This window comes from Nonomuraea sp. NPDC052265 (assembly GCF_044547985.1).
Taxonomy (GTDB): domain Bacteria; phylum Actinomycetota; class Actinomycetes; order Streptosporangiales; family Streptosporangiaceae; genus Nonomuraea.
Window position 1 is genome coordinate 186,635 of sequence record NZ_JBIUBJ010000006.1, and the last position, 21,253, is coordinate 207,887.

At 73.2% G+C, this 21,253-nt stretch carries 11 protein-coding genes (1 of these 11 only partly in view); 4 read left to right on the forward strand and 7 right to left on the reverse strand.

Features of this window, described 5'->3' with window-relative positions; translation table 11 throughout:
- Genes ACIHAD_RS20350 through ACIHAD_RS20365 form a run of 4 tightly spaced genes read left to right on the forward strand, consistent with a single transcriptional unit; the run spans position 1 to position 6,021 of the window.
- Positions 1 to 312 carry an acyl carrier protein gene (locus ACIHAD_RS20350; protein WP_397356058.1) on the forward strand — a complete coding sequence of 104 codons (312 nt, stop codon included), beginning with the start codon at positions 1 to 3 and terminating at the stop codon, positions 310 to 312.
- The gene (locus ACIHAD_RS20355) at positions 309 to 4,292 is read left to right on the forward strand and encodes an amino acid adenylation domain-containing protein (RefSeq protein ID WP_397356059.1); all 3,984 of its coding nucleotides are present in this window, start codon (positions 309 to 311) and stop codon (positions 4,290 to 4,292) included. Before ACIHAD_RS20350 ends, ACIHAD_RS20355 begins: the two co-directional genes overlap by 4 nt.
- Positions 4,289 to 5,023: a thioesterase II family protein gene (locus ACIHAD_RS20360; protein WP_397356060.1), complete on the forward strand. Its 735-nt coding sequence runs from the start codon at positions 4,289 to 4,291 to the stop codon at positions 5,021 to 5,023. Before ACIHAD_RS20355 ends, ACIHAD_RS20360 begins: the two co-directional genes overlap by 4 nt.
- Positions 5,002 to 6,021, forward strand: a complete 1,020-nt coding sequence (locus tag ACIHAD_RS20365; RefSeq protein WP_397356061.1) for an LLM class F420-dependent oxidoreductase — start codon at positions 5,002 to 5,004, stop codon at positions 6,019 to 6,021. The genes ACIHAD_RS20360 and ACIHAD_RS20365 overlap by 22 nt, the downstream gene beginning before the upstream one ends.
- Here the strand turns inward: ACIHAD_RS20365 and ACIHAD_RS20370 are convergent.
- The 7 genes in view from ACIHAD_RS20370 to ACIHAD_RS20400 are tightly spaced (each overlapping or abutting the next) and all read right to left on the reverse strand, a layout consistent with a single transcriptional unit that may run on beyond the window.
- Positions 5,990 to 7,261, reverse strand: a complete 1,272-nt coding sequence (locus ACIHAD_RS20370; RefSeq protein WP_397356062.1) for an MFS transporter — start codon at positions 7,259 to 7,261, stop codon at positions 5,990 to 5,992. The two genes, ACIHAD_RS20365 and ACIHAD_RS20370, sit on opposite strands and share 32 nt — an antisense overlap.
- Complete coding sequence (locus ACIHAD_RS20375) at positions 7,242 to 10,862, reverse strand: amino acid adenylation domain-containing protein (protein WP_397356063.1); 3,621 nt, start codon at positions 10,860 to 10,862, stop codon at positions 7,242 to 7,244. The genes ACIHAD_RS20370 and ACIHAD_RS20375 overlap by 20 nt, the downstream gene beginning before the upstream one ends.
- A complete protein-coding gene (locus tag ACIHAD_RS20380; protein ID WP_397356064.1) occupies positions 10,859 to 13,891 on the reverse strand; it encodes an amino acid adenylation domain-containing protein in 3,033 nt (1,010 codons plus the stop codon). The genes ACIHAD_RS20375 and ACIHAD_RS20380 overlap by 4 nt, the downstream gene beginning before the upstream one ends.
- Positions 13,884 to 17,006 carry an amino acid adenylation domain-containing protein gene (locus ACIHAD_RS20385; protein WP_397356065.1) on the reverse strand — a complete coding sequence of 1,041 codons (3,123 nt, stop codon included), beginning with the start codon at positions 17,004 to 17,006 and terminating at the stop codon, positions 13,884 to 13,886. Before ACIHAD_RS20385 ends, ACIHAD_RS20380 begins: the two co-directional genes overlap by 8 nt.
- Entirely contained in the window at positions 17,003 to 20,143 is a 3,141-nt protein-coding gene (locus ACIHAD_RS20390) for an amino acid adenylation domain-containing protein (protein WP_397356066.1), read from the reverse strand. The genes ACIHAD_RS20385 and ACIHAD_RS20390 overlap by 4 nt, the downstream gene beginning before the upstream one ends.
- Entirely contained in the window at positions 20,136 to 20,327 is a 192-nt protein-coding gene (locus tag ACIHAD_RS20395) for an MbtH family protein (protein WP_397356067.1), read from the reverse strand. Before ACIHAD_RS20395 ends, ACIHAD_RS20390 begins: the two co-directional genes overlap by 8 nt.
- Positions 20,324 to 21,253 carry the final stretch of an SDR family NAD(P)-dependent oxidoreductase gene (locus tag ACIHAD_RS20400; protein WP_397356068.1) on the reverse strand. The gene runs 4,470 nt beyond the window's last position, so only the last 930 of its 5,400 coding nucleotides appear in the window; its start codon lies beyond the right edge, outside the window; the stop codon is at positions 20,324 to 20,326. Before ACIHAD_RS20400 ends, ACIHAD_RS20395 begins: the two co-directional genes overlap by 4 nt.

Here is a 21,253-nt window from a genome sequence, read left to right on the forward strand (position 1 = left end):
ATGACCCAGGCCGACGCGGTTGCATCTCTCGTGGAGCGTAGGTTAGGCCACGCTCTCGATCCCGACCTCAACTTCTTCGAAGCCGGTTTCGACTCGCTCGCCCTGGTCGAGCTGCACGAGGAGATCACCGGCGCACTGGGCCTGAGCCTGCCGGTCACCGCGATGTTCACCCACCCGAACCTGCGTGCCCTCTCGGACCTGATCGCGCAGGGCCAGGCGCCCGCCCCCGCCCGGCAGGACGGCGCCCGCCGTCGTCCGCTGGGCGGCAGCCGCCGCGACGTGCGCGCCAGGATCCGTGAGGAAGGTCGGTGACCCCACACGAACAGCCCGTCGCGGTGATCGCGGTGGGGCGCTTCCCGCTGGAGACGGGGGCGGCCGAGGAGGCCGGGCATGATCCCGGGGCGCAGGCCGTCCGGGTGTACGGCGGGGTGGGCAAGGCCTGCGCGGCGCTGCTGGCCGGGGAGTGCGAGCTGGCCGTGACCGACGCCGGCGAGCTGCCGCCGGGCACGCTGCGCGGCACCCTGGTCCTGCGGCTCCTCGACCGGGCGCTGCTCGACGGCGACCTGGTGCACCGGGTGATCTGGCCCGACGACCTGGAGGTCGAGGAGGGCTATCCGCCGGTGCACGCGCCGGGCGACGGCCGTCCGCGGGTCGTGGTGTGGTCCGGCCGTACCCGCGAGGAGGCCGAGTCGGTACGGCGAAGCCTGGCCGGCTTCCTCGCCGGACTGCCGGAGGACCGCTTCGCCGACGTGGTGGGAACTCTGCAGCAGGGACGCGTCCACCACCCCGTGAGGGGCGCGGTGGTCTGCCGGAGCGCCGCGGAGGCCGCACTCGCGCTGGCCCGGGAGCACACCTACGAGCAGGAGCCGGTACACCTGGCCATCTCCGCCGAGGCGTCCGGCCTGTACGGCGTGGAGCGGGTGTTCACCGAGGCCGTGGACGTGTGCGAAGAGCTCATGGAAGCGCGCGGCGCCGAGGTGATGGAAGCGCGCGGCGCCGAGGTGTCACGTGCCTTCGCCACCGCCTACGGGCTGGCCGCCACCCTCGCCGCCTGGGGCGTCCTGGCAGCGGTCCCGGACCCGCAACTCCTCGCGGACGACCCTTCGCCGCACGAGGCGCTCGCCGCCCTCGCGCCGGCGACGTCCGGGGCCGAGGTCCGGGCGGGCGGTGACCTCGCGCAAGTGCTCGCCGCCGTGGCCAGGTACTGGACGGGCGGCGGCCGGGTGGACTGGGCCGCGCTCGATCCCGACCACCCGCTGCAACGCGTCCCCGTCCCGAGGCCGCAGCCGGAGCTGCCCGCCTCCGTGGAGGAGCCGCGTCCGCTGCCGGCGGTCCCGTACTCCTTCTGGGTCCTGGAGCAGCTCGCGCCGGACAGCGGCGTCTCGAACCTGGCGGTGGCGCTCAGGTTCCGGACGCCGCTGCGCAGGCTGCCGCTGCAGATCGCGGTGAACCGGCTGCTCAAGCGACATCCGGCGTTGCGCCTGCGGTTCCCCGTGGTGGACGGGGCACCCGTCAGGCACCTGGTGGCGCCCCAGGACGCCCAGCTGAAGGTCGAGACGCGGGCCACGACGGAGGAGACGCTGGTCGCGGACCTGCGGTCCTTCCTGGACGAGCCCTTCGACCTGGGCCGCGACCTGCTCATCAGGGTGGGGCACTTCACCCTGCCCGACGGCGCCGGGACCGTGGTGTGCCTGGCCGGCCACCACATCATCATCGACGGCACGTCCATGCAGCTCCTGGTGGAGGAGCTGGGCCGCTTCTACGACAGCCAGACCGGGCACGGCACGCTGCCTCCCGAGCTGGCCGGGCCCGCGCCGATGCTGGAGCCGGGTGAGCCGTCGGAGGAGTCGATCGGCTACTGGCTGGACCGGCTCGACGGCGTCGACCCGGCCGCCATGGTGCTGCCGGGCAGCAGGCACTCGCCGGGCCGTCCGACGTTCGCCGGGCACACCTGCTCGTGGCAGGTCGACGCCGAGACGGTGGCGGCCCTGGACGAGCTGCGGGCCGGGCTGCGCACCACCGGCAACATCGTGCTGGCCACCGCCTTCCTGCTGACGCTGCGCGGGCACGGCGCCGGCCCGGACCTGGTGATCGGCATGCCGGTCAGCACCAAGACGGGCGAGGAGCACAAACGCGTCGGCTACGCCGTGAGCACACTGCCGCTGCGCGTCCACGTCGAGCTGGACGACGACTTCGAGCAGGTCGCCAGGCGCGTGGAGGACGCCTTCGCGGAGGGGGTCGAGCACGCCGGCGCCTCGGTGGAGGCGGTGCTGACCCGCCGCGGGCACGGCACGGACGACTGGCGCGTCCCGCTGTTCCGGCACATGTTCAACTACCGGCCCTGGAGCGACGAGAAGGTGCACATCCAGGGCGAGGTGCCCGGGTACGTCGACAACCTGATCGACCGCAGCCGCCTGGACCTGCAGTGCAACGTCATCCAGGAGCCGGACCGGCTCACCGTCCGCATGGTGCACAGCACCGAGGTGCACGACGAGGACGAGATCGGGGCGTTCACGGCCAGGATGTGCGCGGTGGTGCGGCAGGCGGCGCGCGGCGGGGTGCCGGACGTGCTCTCGCCGGCGGACCGGGCGCTGCTCGACCGGGTCAACGACACGCGCCGCGCCTGGCCAGGCACACTGGCCGGGCGCATCCTGCCGGGCCCGGCCGTGGCGGTGCGCGAGGGCGGGCGCGAGGTCGGCTACGACGAGCTGCTGGGCCGCGCGGCGGCGGTCCGCGACCTGCTGCGCGAGCGAGGGGCGGGCCCCGGCGACGTCGTCGCCCTGGCTCTGGGACGCTCGGCGGACCTGGTGGCGGCGGTCCTGGGCGTGTGGCAGGCGGGGGCGGCGTTCCTGCCGCTGGACGTGCGGCAACCGGAGTCGCGCCTCGCCTTCCAGGTGGCCGACTCGGGCGCGCGGCTGGTCGTCGCGGAGGGCGGGCCGCGGTGGGCGGGTGGGACGCCGGTCGTGCCGATGCCCGGCACGCTGGGGGAACCCGTCCCCGGCGAGTACGGAAACATCGCTTATGTCATCTACACCTCCGGCTCCACCGGGCGACCCAAGGGCGTGCAGGTCACGCACGAGAACCTGACGAACCTCGTGCTCGACTTCGCCGACCGGCTGGGTGCGCCCGCGAGCGTCCTGTGGTCCACCACCACCTCCTTCGACATCTCCTGGCTGGAGCTGCTGTTGCCGCTGGCCTCCGGCGGCACCGTCGTCGTGGCCTCGGACGAGGACCAGGTGCAGCCGGGCAGGTTCCTGGAGCTGATCGCCGCGTCCGGCGTCCAGGTCGTGCAGGCCACGCCGACCGCGTGGCGGCTGATCGCGCCGGAAGCCGGTCAGGAGCTGGCCGGGCGCACGGTGTTGTGCGGCGGCGAGCCGATGCCCGCCGCCCTGGCCAGGGACCTGCTGGAGCTGGGCTGCCGGGTGTTCAACGTCTACGGGCCGACGGAGACCACCATCTGGTCCACCGCCGCCGAGCTGCGCGAGCCGCCGCTCGATCCGGTCCCGGCGGGGGAGCCGCTGGCCAACACCCGGATCTTCGTCACCGACCCCGCGGGCCGCGAGCTGCCGCCGGGCGTGCCGGGCGAGCTGTGCGTCGCCGGCGCGGGGGTGAGCGCGGGCTACCTCGGCCGGCCGGAGCTGACGGCCGAGCGCTTCGGGCACCATGACCGGTACGGCAGGTTCTACCGGACCGGCGACCGCGCGCGGTTCCGCCACGACGGCACGCTGGAGCTCCTGGGCCGCGACGACCGGCAGATCAAGCTGCGCGGCCACCGCATCGAGCTCGGCGAGGTCGAGGCGGCGCTGCACGAGCACGAGGCGGTGCGGACGGCCGCGGTGATCCTCGACGGCGACCCGCAGACCGACGGACGGCTCGCCGCCTTCGTCGAGGTCACCGGCCAGGCCGCCGAGGAGGAGCTGTGGCGCTTCGCCAGGACTCGGCTGCCCGACTACGCCGTCCCCACCCGGTACGTCGTCACCGACAGGCTGCCCACCACCGCCAACGGGAAGATCGCCTACCGCGAGCTGGTGGTGCCCGACGAAGGCGGCGCCCCGGCGCGGGAGGCGGGCGACGGGCTGGTCCAGCAGGTGGTGGCGCTGTGGCGTGACGCGCTGAAGCGGCCCGGGCTCGGGCCGCACGACAACTTCTTCCTCAACGGCGGCCACTCCGTGCTGGCCGTCCGGCTGATCGGTCCGCTGGAGGAGCTGGCGGGGCGTGCCGTCTCGGTACGGGCCGTGTTCGACCATCCGACGCCGGCCGAACTGGCCCTACATCTGGGGGACGCCCTATGACGCCGTGGTTCGTCCAGGTCAAGGAGGGGGCGCGGGCGCTGGTCGCCTTTCCGCACGCGGGCGGCGGCCCGGCCTCGCTCGGCGAGCTCGCCGGACATCTCCCGCCCGAGGTGGGCCTGTGGTCGGTCAACCTGCCGGGGCGTCAGGCCAGGCTCGCCGAAGAGCCACGGACCGACCTCGACGGGCTGGTGGAGGACCTGGCGCGCGACCTCGCCGGGTGGCGCGAGCCGTACACGCTGTTCGGCTATTGCAGCGGGGCGTTGCTGGCCTTCCTCGTCTGCCGTCGCGTGGTCGAGCTGGGCGGGCGGCCGGAACGGCTCGTCGTGGGCTCGTTCGCCGCGCCGGACGTGACCCTGCTGCTGCGCCGCCTGCCGTCGCTGCCGTCGTGGCTGTTCTGGGAGCAGCTGATCGAACTCGGCGGCGTCCCGCCGGAACTGGCCGACCGGGAAGCGCTCTGGCCGGTGCTGGAGCCGGCGCTGCGCGCCGACTTCGGGCTGCTGGCCGGCTACCACCACCGGCCCGGGCCGCCGCTGCCGCTGCCCGTCTCCGTCCTGTACGGAGCCCGGGACGCCTCGCTGACCAGGGGCGGCCTGCTGGGCTGGCGGCGGCAGAGCGTGCACAGGCCCGCGTTGAAGGAGCTCGACTCCACCCACTGGCTGGCCGAGGAGACTCCGGACGTCCTGGCCGCCGCGATCGTTGAGGAGATGGGATGCGCCTCGGTTACAGCATGAGCTACTGGGGCGGCGCGGGCCTCGGCCCGGCCGACCACCTGGCGCTGGTACGGGAGGCGGAGGCTCTGGGCTATTCGTCCGTGTGGGCGGCCGAGACCTACGGGACCGACCCGGCGAGCCTGCTGGCCTGGATCGCCGGCCAGACCGACCGCATCGCGCTGGGCACCGGCGTGCTCCAGATGTCGGGACGCAAACCCGTGGTCGCCGCGATGACGGCGGCCACCCTCGACCAGCTCTCCGGCGGACGTGCCCGGCTGGGCGTGGGCCTCTCCGGCCCGCAGGTGGTCGAGGGCTGGCACGGCGAGCGCTTCGAACGGCCGCTGGCCCGCGCCCGCGACTACCTCCAGGTGGTGCGCAAGGCGCTGCGGAGCGAGCCGGTCCGGCACGACGGGGCCACGATGACGCTGCCCCTGCCCGGCGGCGAGGGCAAGGAACTGACCCTGGCCGTCTCGCCGGTGCAGGAACGGCTGCCGGTCTACCTGGCCGCGATGGGCCCCAAGAACGTCGCGCTGGCCGGTGAGCTCGCCGACGGCTGGCTGGCCATCCACTTCCCGCCCGACCACCTGGCCCGGATGGCCAAGCACCTCAACGGCGCCGACCTCGACATCGCGCCCATGGTGCTCACGCTCGTCGAGGAGGACCAGGAGCTGGCCTACGACATGATGCGGCCCATGCTCGCCCTCTACCTCGGCGGCATGGGCTCGCGCCGTACCAACTTCTACAACCGACTGGCCGCCACGCTCGGCTTCGAGCAGGAGGCCGCCCGCATGCAGGACGCCTTCCTGGCCGGGCGGCAGGGCGAGGCCATGGCGATGCTGCCCGACGCGCTCGTGGACGCGATGACCATGTGCGGTCCCGCGGGCAAGGTGCGCGAGCGGATGGCCGCCTACCAGGAGGCGGGCGCGACCACGCTGATCGTCGGCCTGGTCACGCCCACCCGGCGGCTGCGCAGCCGTCAGCTACGGCTCATTGCGAGTCTGGCTCCGGCATCCCGATGAGCTTGGCCAGCGGCGACCAGGCCATCGCCGCGATCGGCACCAGCGCGCCGATCGCGACGACCACCCACAGCGTCGCACGCGTCCCCAGGGCGCCGGCCAGCAGGCCCGCGCCCAGCGCGCCCAGCGGGGCGGGGATCAGGCCCAGCGAGTAGATCGACGCCACCACGCGGCCCTGAAGGTGCGGCGGGGTGATCGTCTGCACCAGCGTGGTGTTGGTGACGAAGAAGATCTGCGAGCTGACGCCGCTGACGAGCTGCGCGACGACCAGCATGGCCACCGAGGCCCAGACCGGCCCGATGGCCAGCGGGATGAGGAAGAGCGCGAGGTTGCCGTACACCATCGACCAGACCAGCACCTTGCCGATCGCGTAGCGCCGCATCACCTTGACGGCGATCAGCGCCCCGATGATCGCGCCCACGCCGCCACCGGCCAGGATGCTGCCGAACCAGGCCGCGGGCACGCCCAGGTCGCGGATCACGTACAGGGCGTAGATCGAGTTCATCGAGCCCAGGATGAACAGCGAGTACACGGCCGAGGAGATGGCCAGCGGCCGGATCAGCTTGTGCCGCATCACCCAGCCCATGCCCTGCCAGATCGCCTGGTGCACCTGCCCGGCGGTGGTGTCGTCCGCCTCCGGCCGGGCCTCCGGCCGCCTGATCAGTGCCACCGCGATCGCGGAGGCCAGGTACGACACCGCGTCGATGATCAACAGCACGGGCGCGGCGAGCACCTTCAGCAGCGCCGCGGCCAGGCCCGGTCCGAACGTCTGGGCGGCCGACTCGGTCAGCTGCAGCTTGGAGTTGCCCTCCAGGAAGTTCTCCCGCGGCACCAGGAACGGGAAGTAGCTGCGGTAGGCCGTCTGGAACAGCGTGCTGAGCAGCCCGAGAGCGAAGATGACGCCGTAGACCCAGGCCAGCGTGAGCATGTCGGCGAACCATGCGACGGGGATCAGCATCAGCAGCACGAAGCGCGCCACGTCCGTCCAGATCAGGATGGGCCGCTTGCGCACCCGGTCGGCGAGCACGCCGAACAGGAGGAAGAACACCATCGGCAGCCGCAGCAGGAAGCCGACGACGCCCATCTCCGCCTCGGAGGCGTTCAGGACGGTGACCGCGATGACGGGGAACGCGAAGAGGCTGATCGCCGAGCCGAACTGCGACAGGCTCTGGCCTGCCCACAGCCGTAGGAAGTCGGGGTACTTCCAGAGGCTCGTCTGCTGCTCACTGGTCGGGGATGCCATGATCCATCCACCTTCTGATCTCGGTGGCCGCTCCGGCGACCAGGGGTTCGTACAGGATCGGGACGCGTTCCTCGGGGATCGCGAAGTGCGCGAGCCGCCCCTTGGCGACGGAGGACCAGCCGCCGTCCTCGCGCGTGGGCGCGAAGAGCGCGACGTCGCCGTCGTAGGGCTCGTGCCGGTAGCCGCCGACCGCGTGCGCGTTGGCCCGGAACACGGCCAGGTAGCGACGCGCCTGCTCGACCTCGGCGGTGTCGGGCGCCAGCCGGTCGGCGGCCGAGGCAGCGCCCATGACCGTCAGCAGCCGCTCCTCCGGTGACCGGGCGGCGAGTTCGGCCGGGTCCAGCCCGAGGGTCTCCTCAGGGCCGCCGGCCAGCGCGTGGAACAGCAGGACCGTGTCGTCCTCCAGCGACGCGCCGGCCACGGGCTCCTCGGCGTTGGCGTACAGGAGCACGACCAGCGGCACCTGCTCGCCGCGCTCGCGCAGGCGCCTGGCCACCTCCAGGGCGATGTTCCCGCCGATGCAGAACCCGCCCAGCACGTACGGCCCCGCCGGCCGGACCTCCAGCAGGTCGGCCACGTAGGCGTCGGCCATCTCGGCGAGCGTGGCGTGCGGCTCCTCGCCGGGCGCGAGCCCGCGCGCGGCGATGGCGTACACCGGCTGGTCGGGGCCGAGGCGGCGGGCCAGCGGGTGGTAGCGGAAGACCTGGCCGCCGAGCGCGTGGATGAAGAAGATCGGCGTACGGTCGCCGTCCGGGTTGAGCGGCACGACGTGGCTCGGCGGCGCCAGGTCCTCGGGCTGGCGCAGCACCCTGGCCAGCGCGACGATCGTCGGCGCGGTCAGGACGGTGCCCACGGGCAGGTTCCGTCCCAGCTCCTGGCGGATGCGGGCGGCCAGCCGCAGGGCGCTCAGCGAGTGGCCGCCGAGCTCGAAGAAGTCGTCCAGGATCCCGGCCGCGGGCACCTGCAACACCTCTTCGTAGAGCGTGGCGAGGCGCGCCTCCACCTCGTCGCGAGGCGGCACGTACGGCCGGCCGCCCGCCGTCTCCGGCGGGGGCAGCGCGGCCCGGTCGAGCTTGCCGCTGCGGGTGAGGGGGAGGGCGTCCAGGCGCACCCACCGACGCGGGATCAGGTGCTCGGGCAGGACGTCCCGGAGGTCGGGGACGTCGCCCACGACGTAGCCGACCAGGCTGTGCCCGTACGCCGTGACGGCCGCGTCGCGGACTCCCGGCTGGGCGCGCAGGGCCGCCTCGATCTCACCGGGTTCGACCCGCATGCCGCGGATCTTGACCTGGTGGTCGGTGCGGCCGAGGTATTCGAGTTCGCCGGTGGGGAGCCAGCGGGCGAGGTCGCCGGTCTTGTAGAGGCGTTGGCCGTTGGGGGCGGGGATGAAGCGTTCGGCGGTGAGTGCGGGTTTGCCGAGGTAGCCGCGGGCTAGTTGGATGCCGCCGATGTGGAGTTCGCCGGGGGTGCCGATGGGGACTTCGTGGAGGTTCTGGTCGAGGACGTGGAGGGTGGTGTTGTCGATGGGCTTGCCGATGGGGACGGTGGGTTCTCCGGGTTGGCAGGGGTGCCAGGAGACGTCTACGGCGGCTTCGGTGGGGCCGTAGAGGTTGTGGAGTCCGGGCAGGTGGTGGCCGGGGGGAAGGGCTTCGCCGGAGCAGATGATCCGCTTGGGTGGCTGAATGTCCTCTTCTTCCAGGAATGCCTGCAACATCGAGGGGACGAAGTGGACAGTCGTGATGTTCTCGGTCTTGATCAGGTCGCGTAGGTAGGCGGTGTCGCGGTGGCCGCCGGGCCGGGCGATGACCATGGTGGCGCCGGTGATGAGGGGCCAGAACAGTTCCCAGACCGAGACGTCGAAGGTGGTGGGTGTCTTGTGCAGGACGCGGTCCTGGGGGGTGAGCCGGAAGGTGTCCTGCATCCAGCGCAGCCGGTTGACGATGGCGCGGTGGGAGACGCCGACGCCTTTGGGCCGTCCGGTGGAGCCGGAGGTGAAGATGACGTAGGCCAGGTTGTCCTCGCGCACCGGCGGCGGAGTGAAGCGACCTCCGGAACCCGCGGCGGTGAGGACGGTCGTGGCCCCCGCGTCGGCGAGCATGCCGCGGCGCCGTTCCTCGGGATCGGCCGGGTCGAGCGGCAGGTAGGCGCCACCGGCCGCCAGCACCCCGAGGAGCACGACCGGCAGGTCCAGCCCGCGTTCCATGCTGACGCCGACCGGCTGGTCCACCCGAGGACCCAGGCGGGCCGCCACCCCGCGGGCCCGTTCGGCCAGCTCGCGGTAGGTCAGCCGGTCGCCCTCGAAGACGAGCGCCGTCGCGTCCGGGGTGCGCTCCGCCTGCTCGAAGACCAGCTCGTGCAGGGTCCCGCCAGGATGCTCCCGGGCGGTGGCGTTCCACCGCGAGAGCAGGGCCGCGTCCTGCGGCGAGATACCGATATTTCCGGATAATGCGCGGAGGTAGTGGTCCCGGATCGCCGCGACCTGGTCGGCGGGGAACTGCGTGGTGTCGTAGGAGACGGTCAGCGTCAGTCCTCCGCCCGGCGTCCGGACGAAGGCCGCGCTGAAGGCGAAGTCGGTCTGCTCGAAGAAGTCCTGGCCCTCGATGGGCGTGGCGGCGGCGCCCCGTACGTGGAAGTCGCGGAAGTCCACGTGCGTGTCCAGCAGGCGCGCGCGACCGCTGGCCCGCTGGATCTCGAAGAGCGGGAAGTGCCGGTACGGCAGCGCCGCCACCTCCGCCTGGAAGACCCGCCGGACCAGGTCGGGGGCGTCGGCGCGGGCGCGCAGCGGGACGGTGTTGAGGAACAGCCCGAGCACCTCGTCACCGGCCTCGCTCTCCGGACGGCTGTGCGTGAGCATCCCGGTGAGGACGTCCGGGTCGCCGGTGAGCAGGGCCATGACGCGTACGTGCGCCGCGAGCAGCACCGAGCGCAGGGGCACCCGGGCGGCGGCCGCCTCCTCGGTCAGCGCCTTCGCCAGGTCGCCGGGGAGCGCCGTGGCGAGCACCTCGACCTTGCGCGGTCCGCCGGTGGGGTAGCCGGGCATCCGGGGCAGCCGGCCCTCCGGCGCCTCGGCGATCGCCTCCCGCCAGAACTCCGCCGCCTCCGGCCGGGCGAGCATGGCCTTCTCGGCCGCCACCAGGTCGCGGAAGCGCGCCGCCGGCGGGTCCACCGGCAGCCCGGGGGTCGCATAGCGCTCCAGCAGTTCGCTGACCAGCCTCGCCACGCTCCACCCGTCGAGGATCGCGTGGTGGAAGTAGACGGTCAGCGCGAACCGGTCGGCCTCGGGCCGCACGTGGACGCGCAGCAGGGGAGCCCGCGTCCAGTCGAACGGCCCGTACTCCGGCTCGCCGCCGGAGACGGTCAGCGGGATCTCCGCGCGGTCGTGCACGAGCTGGACGGGCTCGCTGAACCCGGTCAGGTCGAAGGACGTCCGCAGCACCTCGTGCCGGGCCGACAGCTCGTCCAGCGCCCTGACCAGCGCCGCCTCGTCGAACGTGCCGCGCAGCGTGAGCGTGGTGTGGTCATGGAAGGTCACGCCGTCCAGCTCGCTGTGGTACAGCATCCCGGCCTGGAGGGCGCTGAGCGGGTAGGCGTCGGTGATCATCGGGTGAGCCTCTCTCTGTCCGCCAGGCTGAGCAGGTCGAAGGCTCCCGCCGTGGTTTCCGGTACGGCCTCCCGCGGCCGCAGGACGGCGGCCAGTTCGGCGACCGCCTGGTGGGTGAACAGGTGCTGCAGTTCCACGCCGTAGCCCATGGCGCGCAGCCGGGCCACGACCTTGAGACTGCTGATCGAGTCGCCGCCGACGGCGAAGAAGGTGTCGTTCCGGCCGGCCCGGTCGAGGCCGAGAACCTCCTGCCAGACCTGCGCGACGGCGCGTTCCGCCTCGCCGCGTGGCGGCTCCCACGGCAGGTCGGCCGGGCGCTCGGGCGCGGGGAGGGCGGCGCGGTCGAGCTTGCCGTTGGAGGTCACGGGCAGGCGGTCCAGCCGCACCCACGCCGTCGGGATCATGAAGTCCGGCAGCAGGTCGGACAGGTCCGGGGTGTCACCGACGACGTAGCCGACCAGGCGGCCGTCCACGAGCTTGGCCGCCGCTCCCGTGACGCCGGGTTGTGCGCGCAGGACGGCTTCGATCTCGCCCAGCTCCACGCGCATGCCGCGGATCTTGACCTGGTGGTCGGTGCGGCCGAGGTATTCGAGTTCGCCGGTGGGGAGCCAGCGGGCGAGGTCGCCGGTCTTGTAGAGGCGTTGGCCGTTGGGGGCGGGGATGAAGCGTTCGGCGGTGAGTGCTGGTTTGCCGAGGTAGCCGCGGGCTAGTTGGATGCCGCCGATGTGGAGTTCGCCGGGGGTGCCGATGGGGACTTCTTGGAGGTTCTGGTCGAGGACGTGGAGGGTGGTGTTGTCGATGGGCTTGCCGATGGGGACCAGGGTTTCTTCGGGTTGGCAGGGGTGCCAGGAGACGTCTACGGCGGCTTCGGTGGGGCCGTAGAGGTTGTGGAGTCCGGGCAGGTGGTGGCCGGGGGGAAGGGCTTCGCCGGAGCAGATGATCCGTGCTGGGGGTTGGACGCCTTCCTCTTCCAGGAATGCCTGCAACATCGAGGGGACGAAGTGCGTGGTGGTGATGTTCTCGGTCTTGATCAGGTCGCGTAGGTAGGCGGTGTCGCGGTGGCCGCCGGGCCGGGCGATGACCATGGTGGCGCCGGTGATGAGGGGCCAGAACAGTTCCCAGACCGAGACGTCGAAGGTGGTGGGTGTCTTGTGCAGGACGCGGTCCTGGGGGGTGAGCCGGAAGGTGTCCTGCATCCAGCGCAGCCGGTTGACGATGGCGCGGTGGGAGACGCCGACGCCTTTGGGCCGTCCGGTGGAGCCGGAGGTGAAGATGACGTAGGCCAGGTTGTCCTCGCGCACCCGCACGACGGGCGCCGGGGCCGCGGTCGCGTCCGCCGCCGTCAGCACCAGGTCGGCGCCGGCGTCGGCCAGCATGCCGCGCGTCCGCTCCGCCGGGTGGTCCGGATCGAGCGGCAGGTAGGCGCCACCGGCCGCCAGCACCCCGAGGAGGACGACCGGCAGGTCCAGCCCGCGTTCCATGCTGACGCCGATCGGCTGGTCCACCCGAGGACCCAGGCGGGCCGCCACCCCGCGGGCCCGTTCGGCCAGCTCGCGGTAGGTCAGCCGGTCGCCCTCGAAGACGAGCGCCGTCGCGTCCGGGGTGCGCTCCGCCTGCTCGAAGACCAGCTCGTGCAGGGTCCCGCCAGGATGCTCCCGGGCGGTGGCGTTCCACCGCGAGAGCTGCTCCCGCTCTTCGGGGGGCAGGATGTCCAGTCGTCCCACCGGCACGTCGGGCGTCGCCACCACCGCGCGCAGGAGCGCGGCGAACCGCCGGGCCAGCCGCTCGATCGTCTCCGGCCGGAACAACTCGGCGTTGTAGACGAGACGGCCCTCCACCAGCTCGCCGCGCTCGGCGGCGTAGAGCTCCAGGTCGAAGCGGGTGGTCGTGCTGTCCGGCTCGAAGCCCTCGCCGCCGTCGCGATAGCTCTGCAACGCGAACAGCACCTGGACCAGCGGCGGGCGGCTGACGTCGCGTTCGGGGTCCAGCTCGGCGACCAGCTTCTCGAAGGGCAGCTCCTGGTGGCCGTAGACCTCGATCGCGCCGTCCCGCGTACGGCGCAGCAGCTCGGCGAATCCGGGATCGCCCGCCAGCCGCGCCCGCAGCGGGAGCAGGTTGACGAACAGCCCGACCATCTCCTCGAACTCCGGCCGGGTCCGTCCGGCCACCGGCGACCCCACCGCGAAGCCGGTCATGCCGGACCAGCGGGCCAGCAGCACCTGGAAGGCGGCGAGCAGCCCCATGTAGAGCGTCGCCCCCTCGGCCCGGCACAACTCGCGGAAGGCCGCCACGTCCAGCTCGACGTCGTGCCAGCCGCCCCGGAAGCCCTGCCGAGGCGGGCGCGGCCGGTCCAGAGGCAGTTCGAGCGCCTGCAACCCGTCCAGCTCGGCGCGCCAGAACGCCAGGTCGCCGGCCAGGCGCGCGCCGCTCAGCCGCTCTCGCTGCCACGACGCGTAGTCGCCGTAACCGAGCGGCGGCCCGCTCTCCGGCGGCTCCAGGAGTTCGCGCATGACGAGGTCGGCCGACCAGCCGTCGGCGACGATGTGATGGACGGCGACCAGCAGCGCGTGGTCGTCGGGCGCCAGGCGTACCAGGGTGGCGCGCAGCAGCGGACCGGCCGCCAGCTCGAAGGGGAGCGCGGCGTCGGCGCTGAGCACCTGCCTGGCCGCCGCCTCCGTCGTCACGTCCACGACGCGCAGCGGGACCCGTACCCGATCCGCCACCCGCACCTCCGGCCGCCCGTCGGGGCCGGCCGGGAAGGTCATGCGCAGGCTCTCGTGCCGGGCGACCACGGCGTCGAGCGAGCGCCGCAGCCGTTCGACGTCCAGCGGGCCCCGGAGCCTGGCCGACACGGGCAGCACGTAGGCGCTCGTCCCGGGGGCGAACTGCTCCATGAACCACAGCCGCTCCTGCGCGAACGACAGCGGCGGATCGCTGCCCTCGGCGCGTCGCGGGATCTGTTCCGTGGCGCCCAGGCCCGCGATCGCCTTGCGGAAGCGGGCCTGCACGCGCGCATGCCGCTCATCCACGCTCGTCGGCCTCCTCGGCCAGGTGTTCCAGGGCCGCGGCCAGCAGGCGTGGCGTCGGGTGGGTGAAGGCCAGCTTGAGCGGCACCTCCAGCTCGGTGGCCGCGGCGATGCGGGCCGTGGTCCTGGTGGCCAGCAGCGAGTGGCCGCCGAGCTGGAAGAAGTCGTCCAGCACGCCCACCCGGTCCAGCCCCAGCACCTCGGACCACACCATGCAGACGAGCTCCTCGGCCGCGCCGGCCGGCGGCTCGTACGCAGCGCTTCGCGGCCGGCCCGGATCGGGCAGGGCGTCCCGGTCGACCTTGCCACCGGGCGTCAGCGGGATGCGGTCGAGCGGGACGATCGCGCTGGGCACCATGTGCGGGGGCAGCTCGGCGGCGAGGTGTTCGCGTAACGCGTCCCCGGCGTCGTGGACGGCGTAGGCGATCAGGCGGTCGTCGCGGACCACCACGGTGGCCTGCCGTACCGACGGGTGGGCCAGCAGCGCGGACTCCACCTCGCCCGGCTCCACGCGGAAACCGCGCACCTTCACCTGCCGGTCCAGGCGGCCGAGGATCTCCAGCCTCCCGTCCAGGCGGAAGCGGGCCCGATCGCCAGTGCGGTAGAGGCGTGAGCCGTCGGGGCCGGGGACGAAGCGCTCGGCCGTGAGGGCGGGCGCGCCCCGGTAGCCGCGAGCCAGGCCGCTGCCGCCGATGTACAGCTCGCCCGCGGCACCGGGCGGCACCGGGAGCCCGTCGGGGGCCAGCACCTGGAGCGTGGTGCCGGGCAGGGCGACGCCCACGGTCGGGCGGCGCGGCGCCTCGGCGGGGTCCATGTCGGCGGTGGCGGCGATGATCGTGGCCTCGGTGGGGCCGTAGCTGTTGACCAGGCGGACGCCCGGGGGCCCGGACGCGTACCAGGTGGCCAGGACGGGGCCGGGCAGCGGGTCGGCGCCCAGGATGAGCAGCCGGAGACCGGGCGGCCATTCGACCCCCATGGCCACCAGTTCCTGCCAGTACGACGTGGGCAGGTCCAGCACGGTGAGCGCGGCACCCTCCGGGGTCTTCAGGAAGTCGGGCAGCGGGTCGTCCGGGCACAGGACCAGTTCGGCGCCGGCGGCCAGCGTCGGGTAGATCTCCTCGGCGTGCGTGTCGAAGCTCGGCGAGGCGAACTGCAGGACGCGGTCGCCCGGCCCGAGCTCGTAGTGGGCCCGCATCCAGCTCACCCGCGACGCGAGCGCCTCGCGCGGCACCTCCACGCCCTTGGGACGCCCGGTCGAGCCCGAGGTGTAGATCACGTACGCCAGCGAGCCCGGCACTGCGACGAAGGACGATTCTTCGGATTCGCGTAGATCATCCTCGTCCAGCACCAGGGCCGCGCCCGCGTCCGCCGCCATCCGCCGCAGCCGCTCCGGCGGGTAGGCCGGGTCGAGCGGCAGGTAGGCGCCGCCCGCCTTGCCGACGGCGAGCATCCCGGCGATCAGCTCCACCGAGCGCCCGGCGCGCAGGCCCACCACCGTGTCCGGGCCGACCCCGGAGGCGGACAGGCGTCCCGCCAGCGCGGTGGCCATGGCGTCCAGTTCGGCGTAGGTGACCCGGCGGGTGCCGTGGCTCACCGCCGGTGCGCCGGGCGCCAGCCGTACACGCTCGTGGAACAGGTCGAGCACGTCGCGCGCGGGCGGCTGCGGGGTGTCGAGGACCGGCGGCCTGTCCTCGGGCAGCGTCATGGCCGCGCGCAGCGCGGACAGCGGCGCGCCCGGGTCGTCCGCGACCGCCTCCAGCACCCGCTCCCACCGCCGCAGCAACCGCGTCGCGGTCTCCTCCTCGAACAGGTCGCCGGCGTAGGACAACATCGCCCAGAGGGAGCCGTCGAACTGGGTGATGTCCAGCATCAGGTCGAACTTCGCCTGCGTGGCCCCCGGGTCGAACATCTCCGCCTCGACGCCGGGCAGCGGCAGGGCGGCGGCCTCCTTGTCCTGGATCACGAACATCGCCTGGAACAGCGGTGTCGTGCTCAGGTCGCGGCGGATGCCGAGGTCGTTGAGCAGGCGTTCGAAGGGGATGTCCTGGTGCGCGAACGCGTCCAGGACCGTCGCCCTGGTCCGCGCGAGCAGCGTGCGGAAGGACGGGTCGCCGGACAGGTCGCCGCGCAGCACGAGCGTCTCGGGGAAGAAACCGACGACGTCCTGGAGTTCCGGGCGGTCGCGTCCGGCGATGACCGAGCCGACCGTGAGGTCGTCCGTGCCGCAGTGCGCGCCCAGCAGGAGCTGGTAGGCGGCCAGCAGGACCATGAAGAGCGTGCCGCGCTCGTCCCTGGCCAGCTTCTCCAGGCGGGCCGTCAGCTCGGGGCCGATGCGGCGCGCGCAGTAGTCGCCGCTGGGCACGCGTACGGCCGGCCGCGGCCGATCCGTGGGCAGGTCGAGCGGCTGCACGCCGTCGAGCCGGCCGCGCCAGTAGTCCAGGGACTCCTGCGACGGCTCGCGGCCACGCTGCCAGGCCGCGAAGTCACGGTAGTCGACCGAGGGGGTGCTCAGGGAGGCCGCGTTCCCGGCGTAGCAGGCGACCAGCTCGGAAAAGACGATCTTGAGCGACCAGCCGTCGGCCACCAGGTGGTGCAGAACCAGGCAGAGCACGTGATCGGTCGCCGACAGCGTGATCAGGTGTACCCGCACCAGCGGGCCCGTGGCCAGGTCGAACGGCGTGTTGGTCAGCTCGGCCACGATCTGCGTGGCGCGCGCCTCCCGTTCGGACGCGGGCAGGTCCGCGAGGTCCACCAGCACCGGTTCGAGCGTCAGCTCAGGCTCGACGACCTGGACCGGGCTGCCCTCGACGGCGGGGAAGCGGGCCCGCAGCATCGGGTGCCGGGCCGCCACGGTGGTCAGCGCCCTGGCCAGGTCCGGGACGGACAACTCGCCGCGCAGCCGCTGCACCATGTACATGTTGTAGGAGGCGTCGGCGGGGTCGAGCCGCTGCAGGAACCAGAGCCGCTCCTGCCCGTAGGAGAGCGGCGCGGGCGCGTCCGGATCGCTGCGCGCGGGAATCCCGGCGGGCCGGGCCTTCGGCTGCCGCTGGAGCCTGCGCTCCAGCGCCGCGCGCTGTTCCGGGCTGAGGCGGGCCAGCCGCCCTCTCACCTCGCTCATCCGTCCGCGTCCTCCGCGAGGAGATCGTCCAGCTCGACGTCGCCGAGCTGGAGTTCGAGTACGGCCAGCGCGTGCTCGGCCACCGTCGTGAGCTCGAAGCAGGCCCGCAGGTCCATCTCGATCCCGTACGCCTCCCGATACCTGGTGATCAGCAGGACGGCCAGCAGCGAGTGTCCGCCGAGCGCGAAGAAGTCATCCTCGGCGCCCACCCGCTCACGGCCCAACAACTCGCCCCAGAGCGCGCACAGCTCCTCCTCGAGCGGCGTCTCCGGCGCGACGTAGGTGGTGCCGAGATCGCCGCGGCCGGGCCCGGTGGGCGGCGGCAGCGCGGCGCGGTCGAGCTTCCCGCTCGGGCCCAAGGGGAACTCGGTGACCTGCACGAACGCCTGCGGCACCAGCGCCGCCGGCAACGTGCGCGCCGGCCCGGTCCGCATCTCGTGCGACAACTGGTTCGGCTCGCCGGTCCAGTCCACGTAGGCCACCAGCCCCTGGCCGCCCGGCGCGTCGTCGCGCAGGGCGACCACGACCCCGCGCACCCGGGGATCGGCGGCCAGCGCCGCCTCGACCTCGCCCAGCTCGACCCGCCAGCCGTGCACCTTCACCTGGTCGTCGATGCGGCCGAGGAACTCCAGCTCGCCGTCGGCGCGCAGCCTGGCCAGGTCGCCGGTGGCGTACAGGCGCGCGCCCGGCGGCCCGTACGGGTCGGGGACGAAGCGCTCGGCCGTCAGCCCCGGCCGTCCCGCGTAGCCGCGGGCCACCTGGACGCCGCCGATGTACAGCTGACCGGGTACGCCGACGGGCATCGGCTCCAGGTTCCCGTCCAGGACGTGCAGGCGGCAGCCGGGCATCGGGCGGCCGATGGGGATCACCGTCTCGCCCGGCCGGCAGGCGTGCCAGGAGACGTCCACGGCCGCCTCGGTGGGGCCGTAGAGGTTGTGCAGCTCCACGCCGGGCAGGCGCTCGAAGAAGCGGGCCGCCATCCTGGGGGGCAGCTCCTCGCCGCTGCACACCACGCGCCGCAGGGACGCGCACGACTCGATGTTCGCCTCCTCCAGGAAGAGGGCGAGCATCGACGGCACGAAGTGCATCGTGGTCACCGCGTGCCGCTTGATCAGGTCGCGCTGGTGGGCCGGGTCGCGGTGGCCGCCCGGCCGTACCGGGACGAGGCAGGCGCCCTGGAGCAGCGGCCAGAAGAACTCCCACACCGACACGTCGAAGCTGGTCGGGGTCTTCTGCATCACCACGTCGCCGGCCGTCAGGCCGAACGCCTCCTGCATCCAGGCGAGCCGGTTGACGATGCCGCGGTGGGTGTTGACCACGGCCTTCGGCCGGCCGGTCGAGCCCGAGGTGTAGATGAGGTACGCGGCGTCGTCCGGTCCGGTCACCGGGTCGAGATCGCCGGAGTCCAGGTCGTGGTCGTCCTCCAGCAGCACCGTCTCGATCGTCCCGGGGGAGGGCAGGTGGCGCTGGGTGAGCAGCACCCGCGCGCCGCAGTCGGAGAGCATGAACTCCAGCCGGTCCCGCGGGTACTCGGGATCCAGCGGCACGTACGCCCCGCCCGCCTTGAGGACGGCGAGCAGCGCGACGACCAGCTCGGGCGAGCGTTCCGCGCAGACCGCGACCGGCCGGCCGCGTTCCACGCCGAGGTGCCGCAACCGCCGGGCGAGCCGGTTGGCGCGGCCGTTGAGCTCGGCGTAGGTGAGCGTGACCTCGCCGAAGAGCACCGCGGGGGCGTCGGGGGTCGCGGCGGCCCGGGCCTCGACCGACGCGTGCAGGGTCCCGGGCGCGGCCTCGGGCGCACCGGTTCCGAGGGCCAGCACGCGCCCACGCTCGTCCTCCGCGAGCACGGGGAGCGCGGAGACCGTCCGGTCGGGGTCGGCGGCGGCCGACTCGACCAGCGTCCGCAGGTTGGCCTCGAAGCGTTCGATCGTCTCCGGGTCGAACAGGTCGGTGGCGTACTCCAGCCGGGTGTGCAGCAGCCCGTCGCGCATGTTGACGTCGAGCTGGACGTCCACCTTCGCGGTGCCGTTGGCGATCTGCCCTTCGTTGGTGCGGACGGCCAGGTTGAACATCACCTGATAGAGGGGCGGCACGCTCAGGTCCCGGGCCGGCTGCAGGTCCTCCACGAGCCGCTCGAACGGCAGCTCCTGGTGGTCCAGCGCCTCGGCCACCGTCGCCCGCACGCGGGCGGCGGCCTCGCGGAAGCTGGGCGCGCCCGACAGGTCCACGCGCAGCGGCACCGCGTTGACGAACATGCCGATGACCGGCTCGGTCTCGGGCAGCAGCCGTCCCGCGACCGGCGTGCCCACCACGATGTCGTCGATCCCGGACCAGCGCGACAGCACGGCGGCGTACGCGGTGAGCATCACCGTGAACAACGTCGTGTTGAGCTCCTTGGCCAGCCGCTCCACGCTCGCCGACAGCTCGGGGGAGTAGGAGCCGAGCCGGATCCCGCCCCGATAGGTACGGCGGGCCGGCCGCGGCCGGTCACCGGGCAGGGCGAGGTCGGCGGGCACCCCGGCCAGCCGTTCGCGCCAGTGCACCAGCTCGGTCTCCAGGAACTCGCCGGACAACCGGCCGCGCTGCCACACGGCGAAGTCGGCGAACTGGATCGGCAGTTCGGGCAGCTTCGGCGCCCGGCCCTCGCCGAGCGCGTCGTAGCACTCCTCCACCTCGTCCATGAAGACCATGGACGAGACGCCGTCGAAGATCGTGTGATCGAAGACGACGGCCAGCCGCAGATCGTCCGCGGCCAGCTTGACGTGCCTGCCGCGGTACAGCGGCGCCCGTTCCATGTCGAAAGGCAGGACCGCGTCCGCCCTGGCCAGGCGGGCCAGCTCCGCCTCGGCGGCGTCCCGCGGGAGGTGGGTCAGGTCCGTCTCGGTCAGCGCCGTGGGCGGCGCGCCGGGGCTGACGATCTGCACCACCTGCCCGTCCCGGAAGTCGAACGTGGTGCGCAACGCCTCATGGCGCCGCACGACCAGATCGATCGCCCGCTCCAGCCGGCGCGGGTCCACCGGCTGCCTGGCCGCCATCGGCATGATCATGCCGATGTTGTAGACGGCCAGATCGGGCTCGAAGCGCGAAAGGAACCACATCCGCTCCTGACCGGAGGAGGCGGGGAAGGCATCACTCACTGTCCATGGCCTCTCGCAGACTCTTCGGCCGCATGTCGGTCCACACCTGCTCGATGTGTTCCAGACAGGCGTCCTTGGTGCCGGAGAAACCGGCGTCGTGCCAGCCCGAGGGGTTGTCCCGGCCGGCGGGCCAGATGGAGTACTGCTCCTCGTCGTTGCGTACGACCTTGGTCTCTGCGCTCATGCGGAACTCCGGGGAAGACGGGGGATGGTCTGGGTGGCGGGCCCGGCGGGGGCGGGCTCGGGGGCCGCGGCGGTGGCGGCGTCGACCAGCGCCGCGACCCCGGCCACGGTCGGCTCCTCGAAGAGGTTGCGCATCGGCAGCCGCACCCCCAGCTCCTTGCGGATGAGGGCGATGAGCTGGACCGCGATGAGCGAGTTGCCGCCCAGCTCGAAGAAGTCGTCGTCCACGCCGATGTGGTCGCCGCCCAGCACCTCGCCCCACAGGCGGGCGATCGTGGCCTCGGCGTCGTTGCGCGGGGCGAGGTAGCCCTCGGCGGGCGCCTTGTCCTGCCGGTCGGCGACCGCCGCCGGATCGAGCTCGGTCTCGACGGTCTCCTGGGTCAGCGAGCCGACGCCGGCGACGAGCTCGGCCACCGTGCTGGCCGCCACCACGACCTGGGGGCCGAGCGGGGCGGCGAGCAGCCTGCGCAGGGAGACGGCCCCGTCGGCCGGCCTGATGCCGGCCGAGTCGTCGGCCGCGGCGGGGGCGGCGCGCTGGGAGTCGGCGCTGGTGACGACCCCGGACACCACGGCCTCGGTGTCGATCCTGCGCAGGACGTAGTCGGAGATCTGCACCAGCACCGTGCCGTCGGGCGCGATCAGCGTGACGTCCACGACCAGCACTTCGTCGGTGTCGGTGCTGGTGATGCGCAGATGGCTCCAGAACGCCTCGGGCAGGCTGCCGAACACGGTGATGCGGCCGTAGCCGAGCGGCAGGTAGTGGCCCTCGACCGCGACCCAGCTGAAGGTGGTGGCGGCGTCGAGCAGGGCCGGGTGCAGCCCCCAGCGGTCGAGATCGACCATCAGCACGTCGTTGGCCTCGAACAGGCCGAGCGCCTCCTGCTGACCGACATGCGTGGCGGTCAGCGTCCGGTGCCAGTGCGCGCC

Excerpts from the sequence above, each read along its gene's own strand:
- ACIHAD_RS20395 (WP_397356067.1), bottom strand. The coding sequence starts at position 20,327 with ATGAGCGCAGAGACCAAGGTCGTACGCAACGACGAGGAGCAGTACTCC.
- ACIHAD_RS20365 (WP_397356061.1), top strand. The coding sequence starts at position 5,002 with ATGCGCCTCGGTTACAGCATGAGCTACTGGGGCGGCGCGGGCCTCGGC.
- ACIHAD_RS20375 (WP_397356063.1), bottom strand. The coding sequence starts at position 10,862 with ATGATCACCGACGCCTACCCGCTCAGCGCCCTCCAGGCCGGGATGCTG.
- ACIHAD_RS20350 (WP_397356058.1), top strand. The coding sequence starts at position 1 with ATGACCCAGGCCGACGCGGTTGCATCTCTCGTGGAGCGTAGGTTAGGC.
- ACIHAD_RS20385 (WP_397356065.1), bottom strand. The coding sequence starts at position 17,006 with ATGAGCGAGGTGAGAGGGCGGCTGGCCCGCCTCAGCCCGGAACAGCGC.
- ACIHAD_RS20370 (WP_397356062.1), bottom strand. The coding sequence starts at position 7,261 with ATGGCATCCCCGACCAGTGAGCAGCAGACGAGCCTCTGGAAGTACCCC.
- ACIHAD_RS20360 (WP_397356060.1), top strand. The coding sequence starts at position 4,289 with ATGACGCCGTGGTTCGTCCAGGTCAAGGAGGGGGCGCGGGCGCTGGTC.